Here is a 15,183-nt window from a genome sequence, read left to right on the forward strand (position 1 = left end):
ATTTCTGGGAAGTGGGGGTTTCTGTTGCTCGGCACCCCCAGGCCGCCGGTATCCCTTCTGTTGCCCGGTGGGTCCAACCGCGCTTTAACTTCTTAAGTTACAACCGTGAGGTCGTTGGCTTAAGCCGCTACTGCGAGTGCTTCATTATCGTTTGCACTTATAGTTTTTGAGCAATCACGGCATACTCAGGCCGGGTAAAAATAATGCTTTTCAACACACGTCGATCCTAGTTCGGCCCCATCAACAAAGATGCTGTAAAAACATCCAAAATGGTGGAGCCGCCGGGTACCGCCCCCGGGTCCGTTGTGCCTATTGCACATCACAATTTATCACCATAGACTGCCGAAGCAGACAGGTCCTATATAGGCGCTTAATCCTGAATGAAAAGAGAATGACACAAAAAAATGGGCGCGGATATCTCTATCCACGCCCATCAAAAAAGCGCTTAAGCTATTGATTTAGAATTATTTTTTCAAATTATCCCGAATTTCCGTCAGCAGGTCTATTTCGCTTGGGCCGGAAGGAGCTTCCTCTTCAGCCTTTTTCATCACCTTGTTAGCATAACGCACTATCATGAAGATGATGAACGCCAGGATGACAAAGTTGATCACAACGGTCAGAAATTGACCCCAGCCCAACATAGGGACGCCCGCCTCTTTCAGCGCTGCATAGTCGGTTGAACCGGCTAGTTCCGCTGGCGGTGTACCGAGCAGTATGAACATCGTCGTGAAATCCGGTGTGCCAAAGATCGCACTAACGATCGGCATAATCACATCTTCGGTCAATGATGTCGTAATTGTTGCAAAGGCGGCACCAATAATGACCGCAACTGCCAAGTCCAGCACATTGCCTTTCAGTATAAAATCTTTAAATTCTGCAAACATAGCAATACTCCTCTTCCCCGTAAGATGATGGTTAAATGCCTGATAACCTCTGATTTGTCGAGGGAAGTCATTGCATTTGCCCGTTTTCGTACCTATTTTTACATTTGATGAGGCGACCAATCTGAACGTGGGAGAAAATCGACATGCGTGGCAAGTTAAGTAAATTTTTGATGGTACCGGTTTTGGCATTAGCGCTCAGCGCCTGTGGCATTAACAGCGTCCCGACAGCGGAAGAACAGGCCAAGGCCAAATGGGCCGATGTCGAAAGCACCTATCAACGCCGTGCTGACCTGATTCCCAATCTGGTTGAGACCGTGAAGGGCTTTGCTGCACAGGAACAGGATACATTGACTGCCGTGGTTGAAGCGCGAGCAAAAGCTACATCTATCCAAGTCAGCGCCGATGATCTGGGCGATGCTTCTAAAATTCAAGAGTTTGCTGCCGCTCAAGGCCAACTTTCACAGGGCCTGGGCCGCCTATTGGCCACCGTGGAAGCTTATCCTGATCTTAAATCCAACCAAAACTTCCTGGCTCTGCAAAGCCAGCTTGAAGGCACCGAAAACCGCATCAATGTGGCACGCCGCGACTATAACGAAGCGGTCCGGCAATATAACACAACGATCCGGACCTTCCCTGATATAATTGGCGCCAAAATTATTCACGGTGCCGAACCGATGGAACCATTTACGGCGACAACCGAAGGTGCGGATGAAGCGCCAAGTGTAGCGTTCTAAACGACAATGCGTAGTTTCCCCCACAGCGTTTTCACAGCCATTTGGGCTACTTTGGTCTTGGCGATCATGATCCCTAATGGATCAGCCGCCGCCCAAAATTTCCCTGACCTGACTGGCCGTGTCGTCGATCAGGCCAATCTGCTTGATGCTGCGCAGGAAGCTGCGCTCACGGCCAAGCTTGAAGCATTAGAGACAAATTCAAACCGTCAATTGGTCGTCGCAACGGTCTCTGATTTGGAAGGCTATGATATTGCCGACTATGGCTATCAGCTGGGCCGGACATGGGGCATTGGACAAGATGGTGACGGTGAGGTCGAAAAAGACAATGGCACGATATTGCTGGTGGCCCCCAATGATCGCAAGGTCCGTATAGAGGTTGGTTATGGCCTTGAAGGCATTATGACCGATGCCCTGTCGAGCATGATCATTCAAAATGATATCCTGCCCCGATTTCGGGATGGCAACATGCCGGCTGGAATCAACGCTGGCGTAGATCGGATATCAACCCAATTGACACTGCCGGAAGAAGAAGCGCGTGCATTTGCTTCACAGGCGGTCGTTCAACAACGCGAACAATCCAGTAAAGGCGAAGGCGGTCTGGCGATATTCTGGATTATTGTAATGATTGTTATTATTGTGATGTCCATCTCCAATTCACGAGGCGGCAGACGTTATCGTGGTGGTGCTGGCCCAGTCGTTATCTGGGGCGGAGGCGGCTCCAGCGGATGGGGCAGTTCCGGCGGTGGATTTAGTAGCGGTGGCGGCTTTGGCGGTGGCGGCTTCAGCGGCGGTGGCGGCAGCTTTGGCGGCGGCGGCGCATCGGGAGGGTGGTGATGAAAAAAGTAAACCAGCTTTCTGAAGCAGATCACAAACTTGTCACCGAAGCAGTCGGTGAGGCAGAAAAATCGACCGATGGTGAGATTGTTACCATAGTCACTGATCTATCAGATAAATATCATGATGCCGGCTTGCAATGGGCCGTTGGGATCACCTTTTTATTCTTGTCCTCCCTCGCAATTTTTCCCGCCTTCTATCAAACCATAATCATGGGCCTCTTCGGCGGTTGGGAGCAGGACTTCACCACAGCGGGTGAGCAAATGGCAGTGCTTTTCATTGCCAGCGTCGCCTTGTTCCTTATCATGCGCTACCTCTTTGCCTGGATGCCGCTTCGGCTCTTGGTCACGCCCAAGAGCACCAAACAGCGCCGTGTGCGCAGGCGGGCGATTGATTTCTTCAAGGTGGGTGCAGAACGCCGGACGGTGGGACTGACAGGAATTTTAATCTACGTTTCTCTGAAAGAGCATCGCGCAGAAATTGTTGCCGATGCAGCCATTGCAGAGAAGGTCTCACCGGAAGTCTGGGGCGAAGCTATGGTGGCGTTGATTGATGAAGTCCGTGAAGGCCGCCCCGGCGAGGGCATGGCAGCAGCAGTGCGCCATGTCGGCGTGGTGCTCAAGGAGCATTTCCCCAAGACCGACAATAATCCGAATGAATTGCCAGACCGGTTGATCGAGATTTGAGTACAGTAGATTCCGACGCTCCCGTCGAAACCATGTGGGAAGGCCGCTTCATTACGGCCAAACGCCAAGGTCGTTGGGAATATGTCTCGCGCAGCCGCGGCATCAGGGCTGCTGTGATATTGGCCATTGACCAAGGCCATGTCTTGCTGGTGGAACAATATCGCGTACCGCTTGGCAAAAAATGCATCGAGCTACCGGCCGGACTTGTCGGCGATCACGACGATAATAGTGATGAAGACGCGTCGCTGGCGGCAATCCGCGAGTTGGAAGAAGAAACGGGCTATCGCGCTGAGATAATGGAAGATTGCGGGCAATATTATTCCTCTCCCGGAATGGTTTCAGAGAGTTTTTCGCTATTCCAGGCTAAAGGTTTGACCAAAGTAGGAGATGGTGGCGGCGTCGATGGTGAGAATATCACTGTACATCGCGTTGCGTTGGATCAGTTGAATGGGTTTATCGAACAGAAACGCAACAATGATATTGGGATTGACGTGCGACTGCTGATGCTTTCAAATCTAGTAAAGTTTATCTAAAATTGTCCGCATAAGCCTGTATTTTGAGCGTCTTATTAGGCGTAGGTACAATGGAATAAGCAATCCCATATTTGTCTGCATAGGCTTTGGCCGCTTCAACATTTGGAAACTTCATCTGCACTTGACGTTGTGTATCACCAGACCCTGCCCAACCAGTGAGCGCATCAGCCTTGCGGGCTTCGGATGGTTCAAATTCCAGCATCCATTTGTCGGTCAGCGCCCTGCCCGACTGCATAGCATTCATGGGGTTCTGATAAATCCGTGCGGCCATCACATTTTCCTTTGTTGATGATCGCCTCAATAAGCCCGTGAAATCGCAAATTCAACCGCTTCGGTCATTGCCGCTTTCGCCTTACCTGATGGGAAAGCACCTAGCGCATCAATCGACCGTTGACCATAGTGCCGCGCACGCGAGATTGTATCATCAATAGCCCCAGTTTTTTTGAGCAGACTGGTTGCATAAGCAAGATCATCGTCCGAGACTTTATGTCCGATAATCGCGTCTTTCCAAAATTTGCGATCCTCGTCACTACCCCGAGCATAAGCCAATATTACCGGCAGAGTCACCTTACCCTCACGGAAATCATCACCGGCATCCTTGCCCATAGTTTCGCTGTCGGAAGAATAGTCGATTGCGTCATCCACCAACTGAAAAGCGATACCAAGGTTGCGGCCATAAGAATCGAGCGCGAGTTCTGTCTCTTCATCCCGCTCCGCAACGACAGCAGAAATCCGGCTGGCGGCTGCAAAAAGCGCTGCTGTCTTTGATCCAATAATATCAAGATAACGATCTTCACTGGTGTCGATCTTGCGTTGCGCAGTCAGCTGGTTGACTTCGCCTTCTGCAATGATCGCTGACGCGCTGGACAGGATTTTCAAAACTTTGAGCGAGCCGTCTTCCACCATCAGTTCAAAAGACCGGCTGAACAGAAAATCACCGACCAATACGGTAGCCGGATTACCAAAGACCAGATTAGCGGTGGTTTTGCCGCGCCTAAGATCGGAACCATCAACCACATCATCATGCAACAAGGTGGCGGTATGAATAAACTCCACCGCTGCAGCCAGCTTGAAATGGCGGTCGCCTTCGTAACCGATCAATTTGGCAGCCGCCAATGTCAGCATAGGCCGCATTCTCTTGCCGCCGCCGGCGATCAAATGGCCTGCCAACTCGGGGATAAGAGGTATTTCCGACTGCATCCGATCGAGAATCACACTGTTAACCTGATTCATGTCACTAGCGACGAGTTCCATGAGCGGTTCTAGCGAAGGAGTGGCTTCACGCCCCAGATGGTGGACAGTTGCGGTCATATTGCATGCGATGTGGCAAGGGAACCGGAATAAGGCAAGTGAAATCAAAGCATCAGCAGGTGAAGTTTGCAAAACTTGCGGGCAAGTCTATCAACGGGCGAATCAATTACGGAAATCAGGCGACTATCCATGGACCAAAAGCTCAAGCAATATCGCGAAAGCATCAACAATATCGACGCCGCGTTAGTATTCATGCTGGCGGAACGGTTCAAGGTCACGCAGGCCGTTGGCGAGTATAAGGCTGAAAACAACCTCCCTCCCGCGGATCCTTCGCGCGAACAGGAACAAATTTCTCGCTTGCGACAACTTGCTAGCGACGCCAATCTTGATCCCGAATTTTCCGAAAAGTTCCTGCGCTTCATCATCGATGAAGTCATCCGCCACCACGAACAGATTCGCGAAGAGTCTGCCTGATCCACTTATTTTGGACGCTTGAGCCCCAAAACGCCTGATACAGTGTGGGTTATGAAGCTGCGAACCAACGGCAATCTCGCAAAATAATGAATCGCCAAGTCCCGGAACAGTGGCAAAAAACGGCCATTGGATTGATAGAGCGGCGTGAACATTATGCTCAGCAACTGATATAGCTCGATATGAAATGACCGCAAACGGCGATAGCGTTTCGACACATCTTCAAGACTAACCGCCCGCTCAACTGCCTGTGCCAGAGCTCCAGCATCGATGAGGGCCATATTTGCGCCCTGCCCCAGTTGCGGACTGGTGCAATGCCAGCTGTCGCCGACATGATATAATCTGGTCGATGTCTGGGATCGACCGGTGCGATGGCTGTAAACGGCCATGGTCAACTCATCCATCGATTTAATCTGCGCGATAAAGGGTTCTGCCTCTGGCCAGAGTCTGCAATATTGATCGCGAAACTGTTCAATTCCTGCATCAATGACGCTGGCAGTATTTTCAGGCTTTTCAGACCAAAAAATGGCGGCCCCCTGATGGCCTGTGGTTGGATTGATTCCAACTGGCATGATACCGGCCATTTTACTCGCATGCCAGTAGCGCTGATCCAAGGCATTTGGCATAACCTTATGATTTCCGGGCATATCAACCGTCGCCCAAAATGCACCATAGCTGAGCTTTCTGATACGTCCGGTCGCAAGGGGACTACGCGCACCACTGGCATCGACCAGCACGTCAAATTTCTCTCCCTCCAAGCCACCTGCAAAAACTGGTTGAATGGAAGTCTCGGTCTCCTTGACCCCTAGCAGTTCTCTGTCCACTTCAATCGGGATTTTCATTGCCAGCACTGCATCCATCAGCACTGTGAAAAGACTGGCGCGGTGAATGCCAAGGGCAGAAACTGCATGGCGAGCATGTTCATATTTCATATCAAGTGCGCGGCGATTTTTGTGGACTGAAACACCGTGCAGTTGATCAACCGGTCTTGATCGCTGCTTAATATTTTCAAGCAAGCCCAGCAATTGCAATATATGTTGTCCGGAGGGTTGAATGAGCAAACCTGAACCAAGGGGCTTCGGTTCAGAAAAACGCTCAAATAAGGTTACATTATGCCCCTGCTGCGCAAGGAAAAGAGAGGATGCTAAGCCGCCCGGTCCACACCCAATTATTGCGATATTCTGTTCGACTAGCCCCAAAGTCTCGATACCCGTTATGATTGATAAACTAGATTCAGGCTGCAACCTGCGACTTGGGCAAACATAATCGCACCATTAGTCCGCCAAGATCTTCGCTTTCTTCCAGTGACACCGTGCCCTGATAAATCTCTGCTACGTCGCGAACGATGGCGAGGCCCAGGCCGGTTCCCGGTTTGCCAGTGTCGAGGCGCGCCCCGCGGTCGAATATGCGCTGACGTTCTTCCGCCGGAATACCCATTCCGTCATCTTCGATCAGCAGTTCAATGAATTCTTCACCGGATTCGACCGTCACAAAGACACTACCACCGCCATATTTAGCGGCGTTCTCAACCAGATTACCGATCATCTCGTCGAGATCCTGACGTTCGACAGACACTGCGGCATCCTTGTCGCCATCAATATCGATGCGAACATGTTTGTAGAGCCGACCAACAGCGCGCTCCACCGCTTGCAGGCTGGGCCATACACGGGAACGGCTATGGGCGTGACCGCGGCGGCCGACTGCGCGGGCGCGAGCGAGATGATGATCCACCTGGCGACGCATTACGCCGGATTCTCGGATCACTGTATCCGCCAGATCATCGGCCTTTGCCGTGGCACTGTTCATGATCACAGTCAGGGGTGTTTTGAGCGCATGGGCAAGATTACCCGCATGACGCCGGGCTTCCTCAGCCTGTTTTTCATTGTGATCAAGCAGCTCATTGAGTTCGTCGACCATCGGCGTCACTTCATTGGGCATAGGTTCGCTAACCCGCTTTTGCAGACCGTTCCGCATCTCACCTATCGCCTTGCGAATTTTACGGAGCGGCCACAGCCCGTAGAGCGTTTGCAACGCTGCCATGCCAATCAGGCCGAGCGCCAACAACAAGAAACTATTGATCAATATCGATCGAATTTCGCTAATCTGTCCGTCGAGCCCATCGCGGCTTTGGCCGACCTGAAATGCCCATTTTACCTCCGAGTCAGGTAGAATAATTGTCCGCTCCAACATCCGCAAAGGCTCATCAGGGAATTGATTGCTGTCATAGATATGGGTTTCCGGATCTTCGTGCGTGAGGGCAGCTTCCAATGTTCTGTCCCATAAAGATCGAGACGTAAAATCATCATGGCCACTACCGCTAATCTGCCAGTAAAGACCGCTATTGGGCTCCAAAAATCTCTGATCACCTAGTGGACGATTGAGCAAAACTTCCCCATCCGGACCAATTTCTGCTGACGCGATCATTGCTGTCAGCACATATTCGAGTTGATTATCGAAATTCCGGGTGACCGCATTGACCAAAACCCGGTCGAGCGCAACACCGCCGCCAAAGAGCAATACGATGATCCAAGCGGCTGCAATACCGATCATGCGGCGGCTCAACGAACCAGTCGTTTGCGTGCCTAGTCGAGACTTCGCTTCAGCAGCCGTTTCGGCGACCGCCTCATCTGACGGTAAATCTATTTTGCTTGTTTCATTCAGCTGTCGGGATCCTCTAGACTATAGCCCAGCCCCCTGATGGTCGAAATAACATCCGCGCCCAATTTTTTGCGGATACGCGTTACAAACACTTCGATAGTATTGGAGTCACGGTCAAAATCCTGATCGTAGATATGCTCAATAAGTTCAGTACGCGATACGACCTTGCCCTTGTGGTGCATGAGATAGGACAAAAGCTTATATTCCTGTGCCGTCAGCTTCACTGGACCACCATCCAAGGTCACTTTGCCGGAGCGCGTATCAAGACGGACATCGCCAGCAGTAAGTTCGGACGACGCATTGCCCGATGCACGGCGAATAAGTGCCCGCAAACGCGCGATAAGCTCTTCTGTCTGGAATGGTTTGGCTAGATAGTCGTCGGCACCGGCATCCAATCCAGCCACTTTGTCGGACCAACTATCGCGTGCGGTGAGAACCAGCACTGGAAAATTCCGCTCTTCCTTGCGCCAGCGATCCAATACCGTCAGCCCGTCAATTTCCGGCAGGCCAAGATCCAGTATAACAGCGTCATATTCTTCGGTTGAGCCCATGAAATGACCATCTTCACCATCAGTGGACAGATCAATCGCATAGCCATTGCTTTCCAGCGTCGATTTTAGTTGTTGTCCTAAAGTAGGCTCATCTTCGACTATAAGCACGCGCATAAAGTTACTCCAGAAAACCGTTTTTCATGATGATGTAGCTATATCACCATCATTAAATCTCACAATGATAAAGAGAAATTGGGGTAAAGAGAAACTGGCTCAACGGCGCTGGCGAAGGATCGCACCGGTCCGGCCATCGACGTCTACAAAGATGACACGACCTTCGCGGATAAATTTCAATCTATAAACCTGTGCCGAAGAATCATATTCGGGGCCGATATACTGGCTACCTGACATTTTCGGTAAAACCTTGTTCTCTATTGAGCGCAAGGATTTCACTTTACCCGCCATCATTTGCTGGCGCGCGCCATTTTGCTCATCACGGCGCTGCAGTGCGTCTGCCGGGACCGTGGTCACAGCAAGGGCGGTAAAAGCACCGAGGGCGAAAAGAACCATTTTGTTCAACATGACAAACCTTTACCTCCGGCGCTTTTAACATGACGTGAACGGTAAGTTCACCCTGCAGCTTTAAAGCTTAACGCGTCATTTCATAGCTAATATTCAGAGTAATCGTCGTGCCAACCTGCCCCGGCGCTATCGGAACCGATTCATCCTGCATGGCCATCATACGGGAAGCAGGCATTGGGCCCGGTGCATTGTTACTAATCCCTTCAGCAATCGACAGCACACGCACTCCGGTATAACCCAATGCTTTGGCATAGCTCTCTGCCTGCTTCTTGCCATTGGCAAGCCCCCGCTGGCGTGCCAGCTGCTTGATCGCGCTGTCATCATCAATTGAAAAATACGGTCCGCTGAGATTTGTTGCACCATCGCTGCTGACCAGCGCATCCAATATCATTCCCAGCTTGTCTATATTGCGGATTTTTACCTGGACCTGATTCGACACACGATAGCCGACAAAGCGGTTTGTTTCGCTCGCACGGTCATATTGATAATCGGCATTCAGGTTAATGCCGGTTGTTTGAATATCGTCCTCTGCAATGCCGAGTGATTTCAGCTTGTCGATCACCTGCTTGGCCTGGCGCGAATTGTCACGCAGCGCCTTTGTTGCGGTTGGCGCCTTCGTTTCCACTCCGGTACTGAAAGTTGCGTTGTCGGGGCGGTTATCAACCTGCTCTGATATACTTAGTTCAATCACCGGATTTTGGGCCGTTATCTGGACATTGGCAGCTTGGGCCATAGGACTGCTCCCTAATATAGCGGCAGCAAGGATGATCATTCCAAGATATTTCATAATGTTCCTTCCGAAAATTCTTTGAGTTAAGAACCCTGCTTCGGCCTGAGTTAAGTGCCCCCAAGTGGCTATATACGCTTTGCATAGCATGATTTTATGAAAACGTAACTTGAGCAAATGGCCGCTTGCCCCTAACGCGCAAGAGCAATGTCACAACCGCCCATTTTTTCCTATGAACGACTGGCCCTCCATCAGGGTGAAGGTTGGCTATTCCAGGACCTCGACCTCCATGTCGGTCCGCGCGACCGGCTGGCGCTGATAGGTCGCAACGGCGCGGGTAAAACCACATTGCTGCGCCTGATAGCGGATCAGATAGAGCCCGACAAGGGCAAGCGCATGATCCAGCCCGGCACTAATATCGTGATGCTGGAGCAGGAACCGGATTTTACCCCGTTTGAGACATTGCTGGATTTCGCCATAGACGGGAACCCGGGGCCAGCGGAACATGAAGTCCAATCCATTGCAGATCAGCTCTCTACAGACCTGTCTATCCGTGCGGACAAAGCCAGTGGTGGTGAGAAAAGGCGGGCGGCCATCTGCCGGGCGCTGGCATTGAAACCTGACCTGCTGCTGCTGGACGAGCCAACCAACCATCTCGATCTGGGCGCGATTGACTGGCTTGAGGATTGGTTGCGGCGTTACAAGGGCGCGTTCATAACAATATCACATGACCGGACTTTCCTTACCCGGCTGACCAAGCAGACCATTTGGCTGGATCGCAGTGCGCTGCGGCGTCAGGAAGTTGGTTTTGGTGGCTATGATGCCTGGATGGAGAAAGTCCATGCCGATGAGGCCCAGGCAGCCAGCAAAATCGATGCGAAACTGAAGCTGGAAGCCCGCTGGCTCGAACGCGGCGTCACCGCACGGCGCAAACGCAATCAGGGACGGCTAGAAAAGCTGTATCAAATGCGAGCTCAGCGCGCGGCAATGATTGGCCCTGCCGGAACCGCTAATCTAAAGGCGCAGAGCGATGATGTTCGTACCAAGTCGGTCATCATGGCTGAGCATATTTCCAAATCCTTCGGAGAAGGTGACGCCAAACGCACCATCATTCGCGACTTCTCGCTGCGCATCCAGCGCGGCGATCGCATCGGTATTGTGGGCGCGAATGGCACGGGCAAGACGACATTGCTAAAGATGCTAACCGGTGAACTTGAGCCGGATACTGGCTCGGTCAACCTGGCCAAAACACTGAACGGTGTTTTTATCGACCAGCAACGGAGCCTTTTGGAGGGCAGTAAAACCGTCCGCGATGTGCTCGCTGACGGCAGCGATTGGGTTGAGGTTCGCGGGGATAAAAAACATGTCCAAGGCTATCTCAAAGACTTCCTTTTCGCACCTAGCCTGATTGACGCCAAGGTCGGTACACTGTCCGGTGGCGAACAATCGCGGTTGCTGCTCGCTCGGGAATTTGCGCGTATGTCGAATTTGCTCGTGTTGGATGAACCAACCAATGACCTTGATCTCGAAACACTCGATCTGCTTCAAGAGGTGATCGCGGATTATGAAGGTACTGTTCTGCTCGTCAGCCATGATCGCGACTTTCTCGATCGCACGGTAACGGTCACCTTAGGGCTCGATGGTAGCGGTAAAGTTGATATAATCGCCGGCGGCTATGCCGAGTGGGAAGCCAAACGCAAAGCGGATGCTGGTGCATCAAAACCGAAAAGCAATAGCAAACCGATTGCGTCAAAACCGGCAGTAAAATCGAACAGTCCAGCGAAGAAGCTCAGCTATAAAGATCAGCGTGATTATGACATGCTGCCGGAGCGGATTGAGGCGATTGATGGTCGTATGATCGAAATTTCAGAAGCTCTTTCTGACGCTGATCTTTACACCAAGGATTTTGCGCAGTTTGAAAAATTAACTGCAGAAAATGTAGCCTTGATCGATGAGAAAGATGAAGCCGAGATGCGTTGGTTGGAGCTGGCCGAGCAAGTCGAACAGCTACAAAAGAAATAAGCCTCTATGCAATCCACAGTCTCAATATATACGCAACCACTCCCAATACGCTGATACTCATCAGCCATATCGCCGCCATCCAAGTCAGCCGCTTCCATAGCGGCGAATCATCGACTGACTGTTCATCTGCGGGAGACATTAGTGATAACCGTCCGTACCAACCTTGCCGCGAAACACCCAATAAGCCCATCCCGTATAGATCAGAATCAACGGCACCGTGATCACAACACCAACCAGCATGAATATCTGGCTACTCTCGGGGACCGCCGCATCCCAGATCGTGATCTGATCTGGGACAATATAGGGAAACATCGAAATGCCCAGTCCTGCCATACCGAGGAAGAATAGACCGAGTGAAATCAAAAAAGGCACCCCTTCCTGCTTCTTGTAAAGTCCGCGAAACAGGAAATAGGTCAGGATAACGACCAACAAAGGCACTTGGGCCGCGAATAATATATTCGGCATTTCAAACCAGCGCGTCCAATATTGCCCATCCAGAAAGGGCGTATAGAGGCTGATTGCAGCCATCAATGCCAACGTCCCGATCGCAGCTGGCTTTGCCAATCGATAGGCCATTTCTTGTGCACCATGCTCTGTTTTCCAGATCAACCACGTCGCGCCGAGCAACGCATAGCCAGCAACCGTCCCGAGCCCGGTCAACAAAGTGTAAGGCGTAAGCCAGTCAAACCAGCTTCCTGCATAGGCCCGGTCTGCTACTTCGATACCTTGCAGCAAAGCTCCCAAGATCATACCTTGTGAAAATGACGCGGCAAAGGAACCGCCGGTGAAAGCAAAATCCCAGAACGCGCGGTGATCCGGATCACGCCAGCGAAATTCAAAAGCAACACCGCGGAATACCAAGCCGAGCAGCATAATAATGATTAACGGATAGGTGGCGGGCAAAATAATTGCATAGGCCAGCGGGAAAGCAGCAAGCAGTCCGCCGCCGCCGAGCACCAGCCAAGTCTCATTGCCGTCCCAGACCGGCGCAATGCTGTTCATCGCCTGATCGCGTTCATCACCAACTTTAAAGGCTGGAAATAATATACCGATACCGAGATCAAATCCATCCATCACCACATAAGCAAAGACAGCGAAAGCAATGATGAAGGCCCAAATGACAGTTAAATCCATGGCATCTACTCCGCTGGTTTCTGTTCAAAGGCGAGGGCATCTTTTTGTGCAGGTCCCGGTGCGATACCAGCGGTACGGACTGGACCGCTTTCAGAAGACTTAACACCCTTCTCTCCAACTTGCGGGACCTTGCTCATCAGACGCATAATATACCAGGTACCGATCCCAAAGACGAAGAAGTACACAATGACGAAGGCGATGAGAGACGCCGCCACAGCAGGTGCAGCAAGCGGCGAGGCACTGTCGGCGGTGCGCAGTAAACCGTAGACCGTATAGGGCTGCCGCCCCACTTCCGTGGTGATCCATCCGGCGATGACCGCGACAAAGCCAGCAGGCCCCATTACAATGGCGGCCCGGTGCAACAGGCGCCAGTCATACAGTTTCTTTCGGAAACGTGCGAACAGACTCCACAGGCCGATGCCGAGCATCGCAAAACCTATTCCAACCATGATCCGGAAAGACCAAAACACCATACCCACAGGGGGTTCATCGGCATCGGGAATCGTATCTAACCCATCAAGCGGCGCGTTCAGGTCGTGCTTGAGGATCAGAGAAGATAGTTTGGGAATTTCCACCTTATAATCGATGCGCTTTTCTTCACTGTTGGGAATACCAAACAGGATCAGCGGCGCGCCATCGGGGTAGCTGTCATAATGACCTTCCATCGCCATGACCTTCACTGGTTGATGTTCCAGCGTATTAAGTCCGTGCAAGTCACCGGCGAAAATCTGCACCGGAGCCACTAGGGCGGCCATCCACATCGCCATCGAAAACATCTTTCGGGCATGAAGATTTGTCTTGTCCTTCAGCAAATGCCAAGCGCCAACCCCGCCAACCACAAAGGCTGTAGTCAGATAGGTTGCCATAAGCGTATGGAATAATCGATACGGAAAGCTGGGATTGAATACGATGTCCCACCAGCTATCACCTGGAACAAACTGACCGTTGGCTGCAATCTCGTGTCCTGTTGGAGTCTGCATCCAGCTGTTCACGCTCAAGATCCAGAATGCCGAAATAAACGTGCCAATCGCGACCATCAATGTCGCGGTAAAGTGAAGTTTCTTGCCAACTTTGTTCATACCAAACAGCATGACACCCAGAAAACCTGCTTCGAGGAAAAAGGCGGTTAGCACTTCATAGGCCATAAGCGGCCCGATAACCGGCCCGGCCTTGTCCGAAAAAACAGCCCAGTTGGTGCCGAACTGATAAGACATCACGATACCGGATACCACGCCCATGGCGAAGGTAACGGCGAATATCTTTATCCAATATTTGAACAGATCCATATATATCTGCTTACCGGTTTTGAGCCAAAGGCCCTCCAGCACAGCCAGATAGCTTGCCAGACCAATGGAAAAAGCCGGAAAAATGAAATGAAAGCTGATTGTAAACGCAAACTGTATGCGTGCTAGTAATATGGCGTCAAACTGCTCAAACATTGTCGATTGTCCCCTTTTGGGTGGATCGATTTTCAAATTTGTCTGGACTGAAATAGAAGTCTAACTCTGATATCACAATATTATGGTACTTGATAACAAGCATGTTACAGTTGCGTAACACGAAACTGTAACAGATGGGCCTGCCATGAGATACTTTAAAACTGCTTTGTTTCTGAGCGTCCTGACGCTTAACAATCCAGCTAATGCTCAACTCGAAGGGTTTAAAACTGGGCCCGTATTTGATGAATTCGGCCCCACCGCATCGGTACAAACCGATATACCCATCGCTGCGACAACCCAGTTTAGAATAGCTTTTGATGTCGCCAAGAAAGCCGATGCAGGAAAACTTAATCGCACAATTGAGAGCGCTGCTCGGTTCATTAACATGCACGTCGCTGCTGGTATCCCAGCCGAGAATATCAAACTTGCTATCGTTGTTCATGGCGGCGCATCATTGGACCTCACCAAGCAGCAACTATATGGCACTAGAAACGATGGCACCGCCAATGGTAGCGCAAAGGCAATTGATACCCTTCAAAAACACGGAGTGGAATTTCGCCTGTGCGGTCAAAGCGCAGCAGCACATAAAATCACCAATGCTGATCTATTGCCGGGTGTAAAAATGGATCTTTCGGCAATGACTGCACATGCATTGCTGCAGCAACAAGGATATACTCTAAATCCATTCTAGACCATGCCCGTCTATTCTTTAGCAGAGATTTGGTAATGGCCACAGC

The 15,183-nt window shown here is 51.2% G+C and carries 18 protein-coding genes and 1 other RNA gene; 7 read left to right on the plus strand and 12 right to left on the minus strand.

Annotation, left to right across the window (positions count from 1 at the left end):
* Positions 1-10 precede the first annotated feature (10 nt).
* Both ssrA and mscL read right to left on the minus strand, forming a co-directional pair.
* Positions 11-391: a transfer-messenger RNA gene (gene ssrA, locus ABJM21_RS11075) on the minus strand.
* Positions 392-464: 73 nt separating this feature from the next.
* Complete coding sequence (gene mscL, locus ABJM21_RS11080) at positions 465-884, minus strand: large conductance mechanosensitive channel protein MscL (protein ID WP_348301090.1); 420 nt, start codon at positions 882-884, stop codon at positions 465-467.
* Between the two features lie 143 nt (positions 885-1,027).
* Here mscL and ABJM21_RS11085 point away from each other — a divergent pair, with 143 nt between their 5' ends.
* The 4 genes from ABJM21_RS11085 to ABJM21_RS11100 all read left to right on the plus strand — a co-directional run bounded on the left by ABJM21_RS11085 (position 1,028) and on the right by ABJM21_RS11100 (position 3,671).
* Positions 1,028-1,618 carry a LemA family protein gene (locus tag ABJM21_RS11085; RefSeq protein ID WP_348301089.1) on the plus strand — a complete coding sequence of 197 codons (591 nt, stop codon included), beginning with the start codon at positions 1,028-1,030 and terminating at the stop codon, positions 1,616-1,618.
* Positions 1,619-1,684: 66 nt separating this feature from the next.
* Positions 1,685-2,452 carry a TPM domain-containing protein gene (locus ABJM21_RS11090; RefSeq protein ID WP_348301678.1) on the plus strand — a complete coding sequence of 256 codons (768 nt, stop codon included), beginning with the start codon at positions 1,685-1,687 and terminating at the stop codon, positions 2,450-2,452.
* Complete coding sequence (locus ABJM21_RS11095; protein WP_348301088.1) at positions 2,452-3,138, plus strand: hypothetical protein; 687 nt, start codon at positions 2,452-2,454, stop codon at positions 3,136-3,138. Before ABJM21_RS11090 ends, ABJM21_RS11095 begins: the two co-directional genes overlap by 1 nt.
* A 32-nt stretch (positions 3,139-3,170) precedes the next feature.
* The gene (locus tag ABJM21_RS11100) at positions 3,171-3,671 is read left to right on the plus strand and encodes an NUDIX hydrolase (protein WP_348301677.1); all 501 of its coding nucleotides are present in this window, start codon (positions 3,171-3,173) and stop codon (positions 3,669-3,671) included.
* On the opposite strand, the gene ABJM21_RS11105 is transcribed toward ABJM21_RS11100, so the two are convergent.
* Both ABJM21_RS11105 and ABJM21_RS11110 read right to left on the minus strand, forming a co-directional pair.
* On the minus strand, positions 3,664-3,942 hold the full coding sequence (locus ABJM21_RS11105) for an NADH dehydrogenase ubiquinone Fe-S protein 4 (RefSeq protein WP_348301087.1): 279 nt from the start codon (positions 3,940-3,942) through the stop codon (positions 3,664-3,666). The two genes, ABJM21_RS11100 and ABJM21_RS11105, sit on opposite strands and share 8 nt — an antisense overlap.
* A 26-nt stretch (positions 3,943-3,968) precedes the next feature.
* Positions 3,969-4,982 (minus strand): polyprenyl synthetase family protein, encoded by a 1,014-nt coding sequence (locus tag ABJM21_RS11110; RefSeq protein ID WP_348301086.1) that lies wholly within the window; start codon positions 4,980-4,982, stop codon positions 3,969-3,971.
* A 129-nt stretch (positions 4,983-5,111) separates the two neighbouring features.
* Between ABJM21_RS11110 and ABJM21_RS11115 the strand changes: the two genes are divergently transcribed.
* Positions 5,112-5,396, plus strand: coding sequence for a chorismate mutase (locus tag ABJM21_RS11115; RefSeq protein WP_348301085.1), 285 nt, complete (start codon positions 5,112-5,114; stop codon positions 5,394-5,396).
* Positions 5,397-5,401: 5 nt separating this feature from the next.
* On the opposite strand, the gene ABJM21_RS11120 is transcribed toward ABJM21_RS11115, so the two are convergent.
* The 5 genes from ABJM21_RS11120 to ABJM21_RS11140 all read right to left on the minus strand — a co-directional run bounded on the left by ABJM21_RS11120 (position 5,402) and on the right by ABJM21_RS11140 (position 9,857).
* A complete protein-coding gene (locus tag ABJM21_RS11120) occupies positions 5,402-6,637 on the minus strand; it encodes an NAD(P)/FAD-dependent oxidoreductase (protein ID WP_348372274.1) in 1,236 nt (411 codons plus the stop codon).
* Positions 6,627-7,943, minus strand: coding sequence for a HAMP domain-containing sensor histidine kinase (locus ABJM21_RS11125; RefSeq protein WP_348301083.1), 1,317 nt, complete (start codon positions 7,941-7,943; stop codon positions 6,627-6,629). Before ABJM21_RS11125 ends, ABJM21_RS11120 begins: the two co-directional genes overlap by 11 nt.
* 107 nt (positions 7,944-8,050) lie before the next feature.
* Positions 8,051-8,716: a response regulator transcription factor gene (locus tag ABJM21_RS11130; protein ID WP_348301082.1), complete on the minus strand. Its 666-nt coding sequence runs from the start codon at positions 8,714-8,716 to the stop codon at positions 8,051-8,053.
* A 99-nt stretch (positions 8,717-8,815) separates the two neighbouring features.
* Positions 8,816-9,124 carry a hypothetical protein gene (locus ABJM21_RS11135; protein WP_348301081.1) on the minus strand — a complete coding sequence of 103 codons (309 nt, stop codon included), beginning with the start codon at positions 9,122-9,124 and terminating at the stop codon, positions 8,816-8,818.
* Positions 9,125-9,191: 67 nt separating this feature from the next.
* Positions 9,192-9,857 carry an SIMPL domain-containing protein gene (locus tag ABJM21_RS11140; protein WP_348301080.1) on the minus strand — a complete coding sequence of 222 codons (666 nt, stop codon included), beginning with the start codon at positions 9,855-9,857 and terminating at the stop codon, positions 9,192-9,194.
* 201 nt (positions 9,858-10,058) lie between these two features.
* On the opposite strand from ABJM21_RS11140, the gene ABJM21_RS11145 reads away from it, so the two are divergent.
* Positions 10,059-11,873 carry an ABC-F family ATP-binding cassette domain-containing protein gene (locus tag ABJM21_RS11145; RefSeq protein WP_348301079.1) on the plus strand — a complete coding sequence of 605 codons (1,815 nt, stop codon included), beginning with the start codon at positions 10,059-10,061 and terminating at the stop codon, positions 11,871-11,873.
* Positions 11,874-11,877: 4 nt separating this feature from the next.
* On the opposite strand, the gene ABJM21_RS11150 is transcribed toward ABJM21_RS11145, so the two are convergent.
* The 3 genes from ABJM21_RS11150 to ABJM21_RS11160 are packed head-to-tail and all read right to left on the minus strand — an operon-like array spanning position 11,878 to position 14,446.
* Positions 11,878-12,063 carry a DUF2474 domain-containing protein gene (locus ABJM21_RS11150; RefSeq protein WP_348372278.1) on the minus strand — a complete coding sequence of 62 codons (186 nt, stop codon included), beginning with the start codon at positions 12,061-12,063 and terminating at the stop codon, positions 11,878-11,880.
* The gene (gene cydB, locus ABJM21_RS11155) at positions 12,012-13,007 is read right to left on the minus strand and encodes a cytochrome d ubiquinol oxidase subunit II (protein ID WP_348301077.1); all 996 of its coding nucleotides are present in this window, start codon (positions 13,005-13,007) and stop codon (positions 12,012-12,014) included. The genes ABJM21_RS11150 and cydB overlap by 52 nt, the downstream gene beginning before the upstream one ends.
* Positions 13,008-13,012: 5 nt before the next feature.
* Positions 13,013-14,446: a cytochrome ubiquinol oxidase subunit I gene (locus ABJM21_RS11160; RefSeq protein ID WP_348301076.1), complete on the minus strand. Its 1,434-nt coding sequence runs from the start codon at positions 14,444-14,446 to the stop codon at positions 13,013-13,015.
* Between the two features lie 145 nt (positions 14,447-14,591).
* Between ABJM21_RS11160 and ABJM21_RS11165 the strand changes: the two genes are divergently transcribed.
* Positions 14,592-15,137, plus strand: a complete 546-nt coding sequence (locus ABJM21_RS11165) for a DsrE family protein (protein ID WP_348301075.1) — start codon at positions 14,592-14,594, stop codon at positions 15,135-15,137.
* The last annotated feature ends 46 nt before the right edge of the window (positions 15,138-15,183 follow it).

Source organism: Parasphingorhabdus sp. (assembly GCF_039977335.1).
Classification (GTDB): domain Bacteria; phylum Pseudomonadota; class Alphaproteobacteria; order Sphingomonadales; family Sphingomonadaceae; genus Parasphingorhabdus.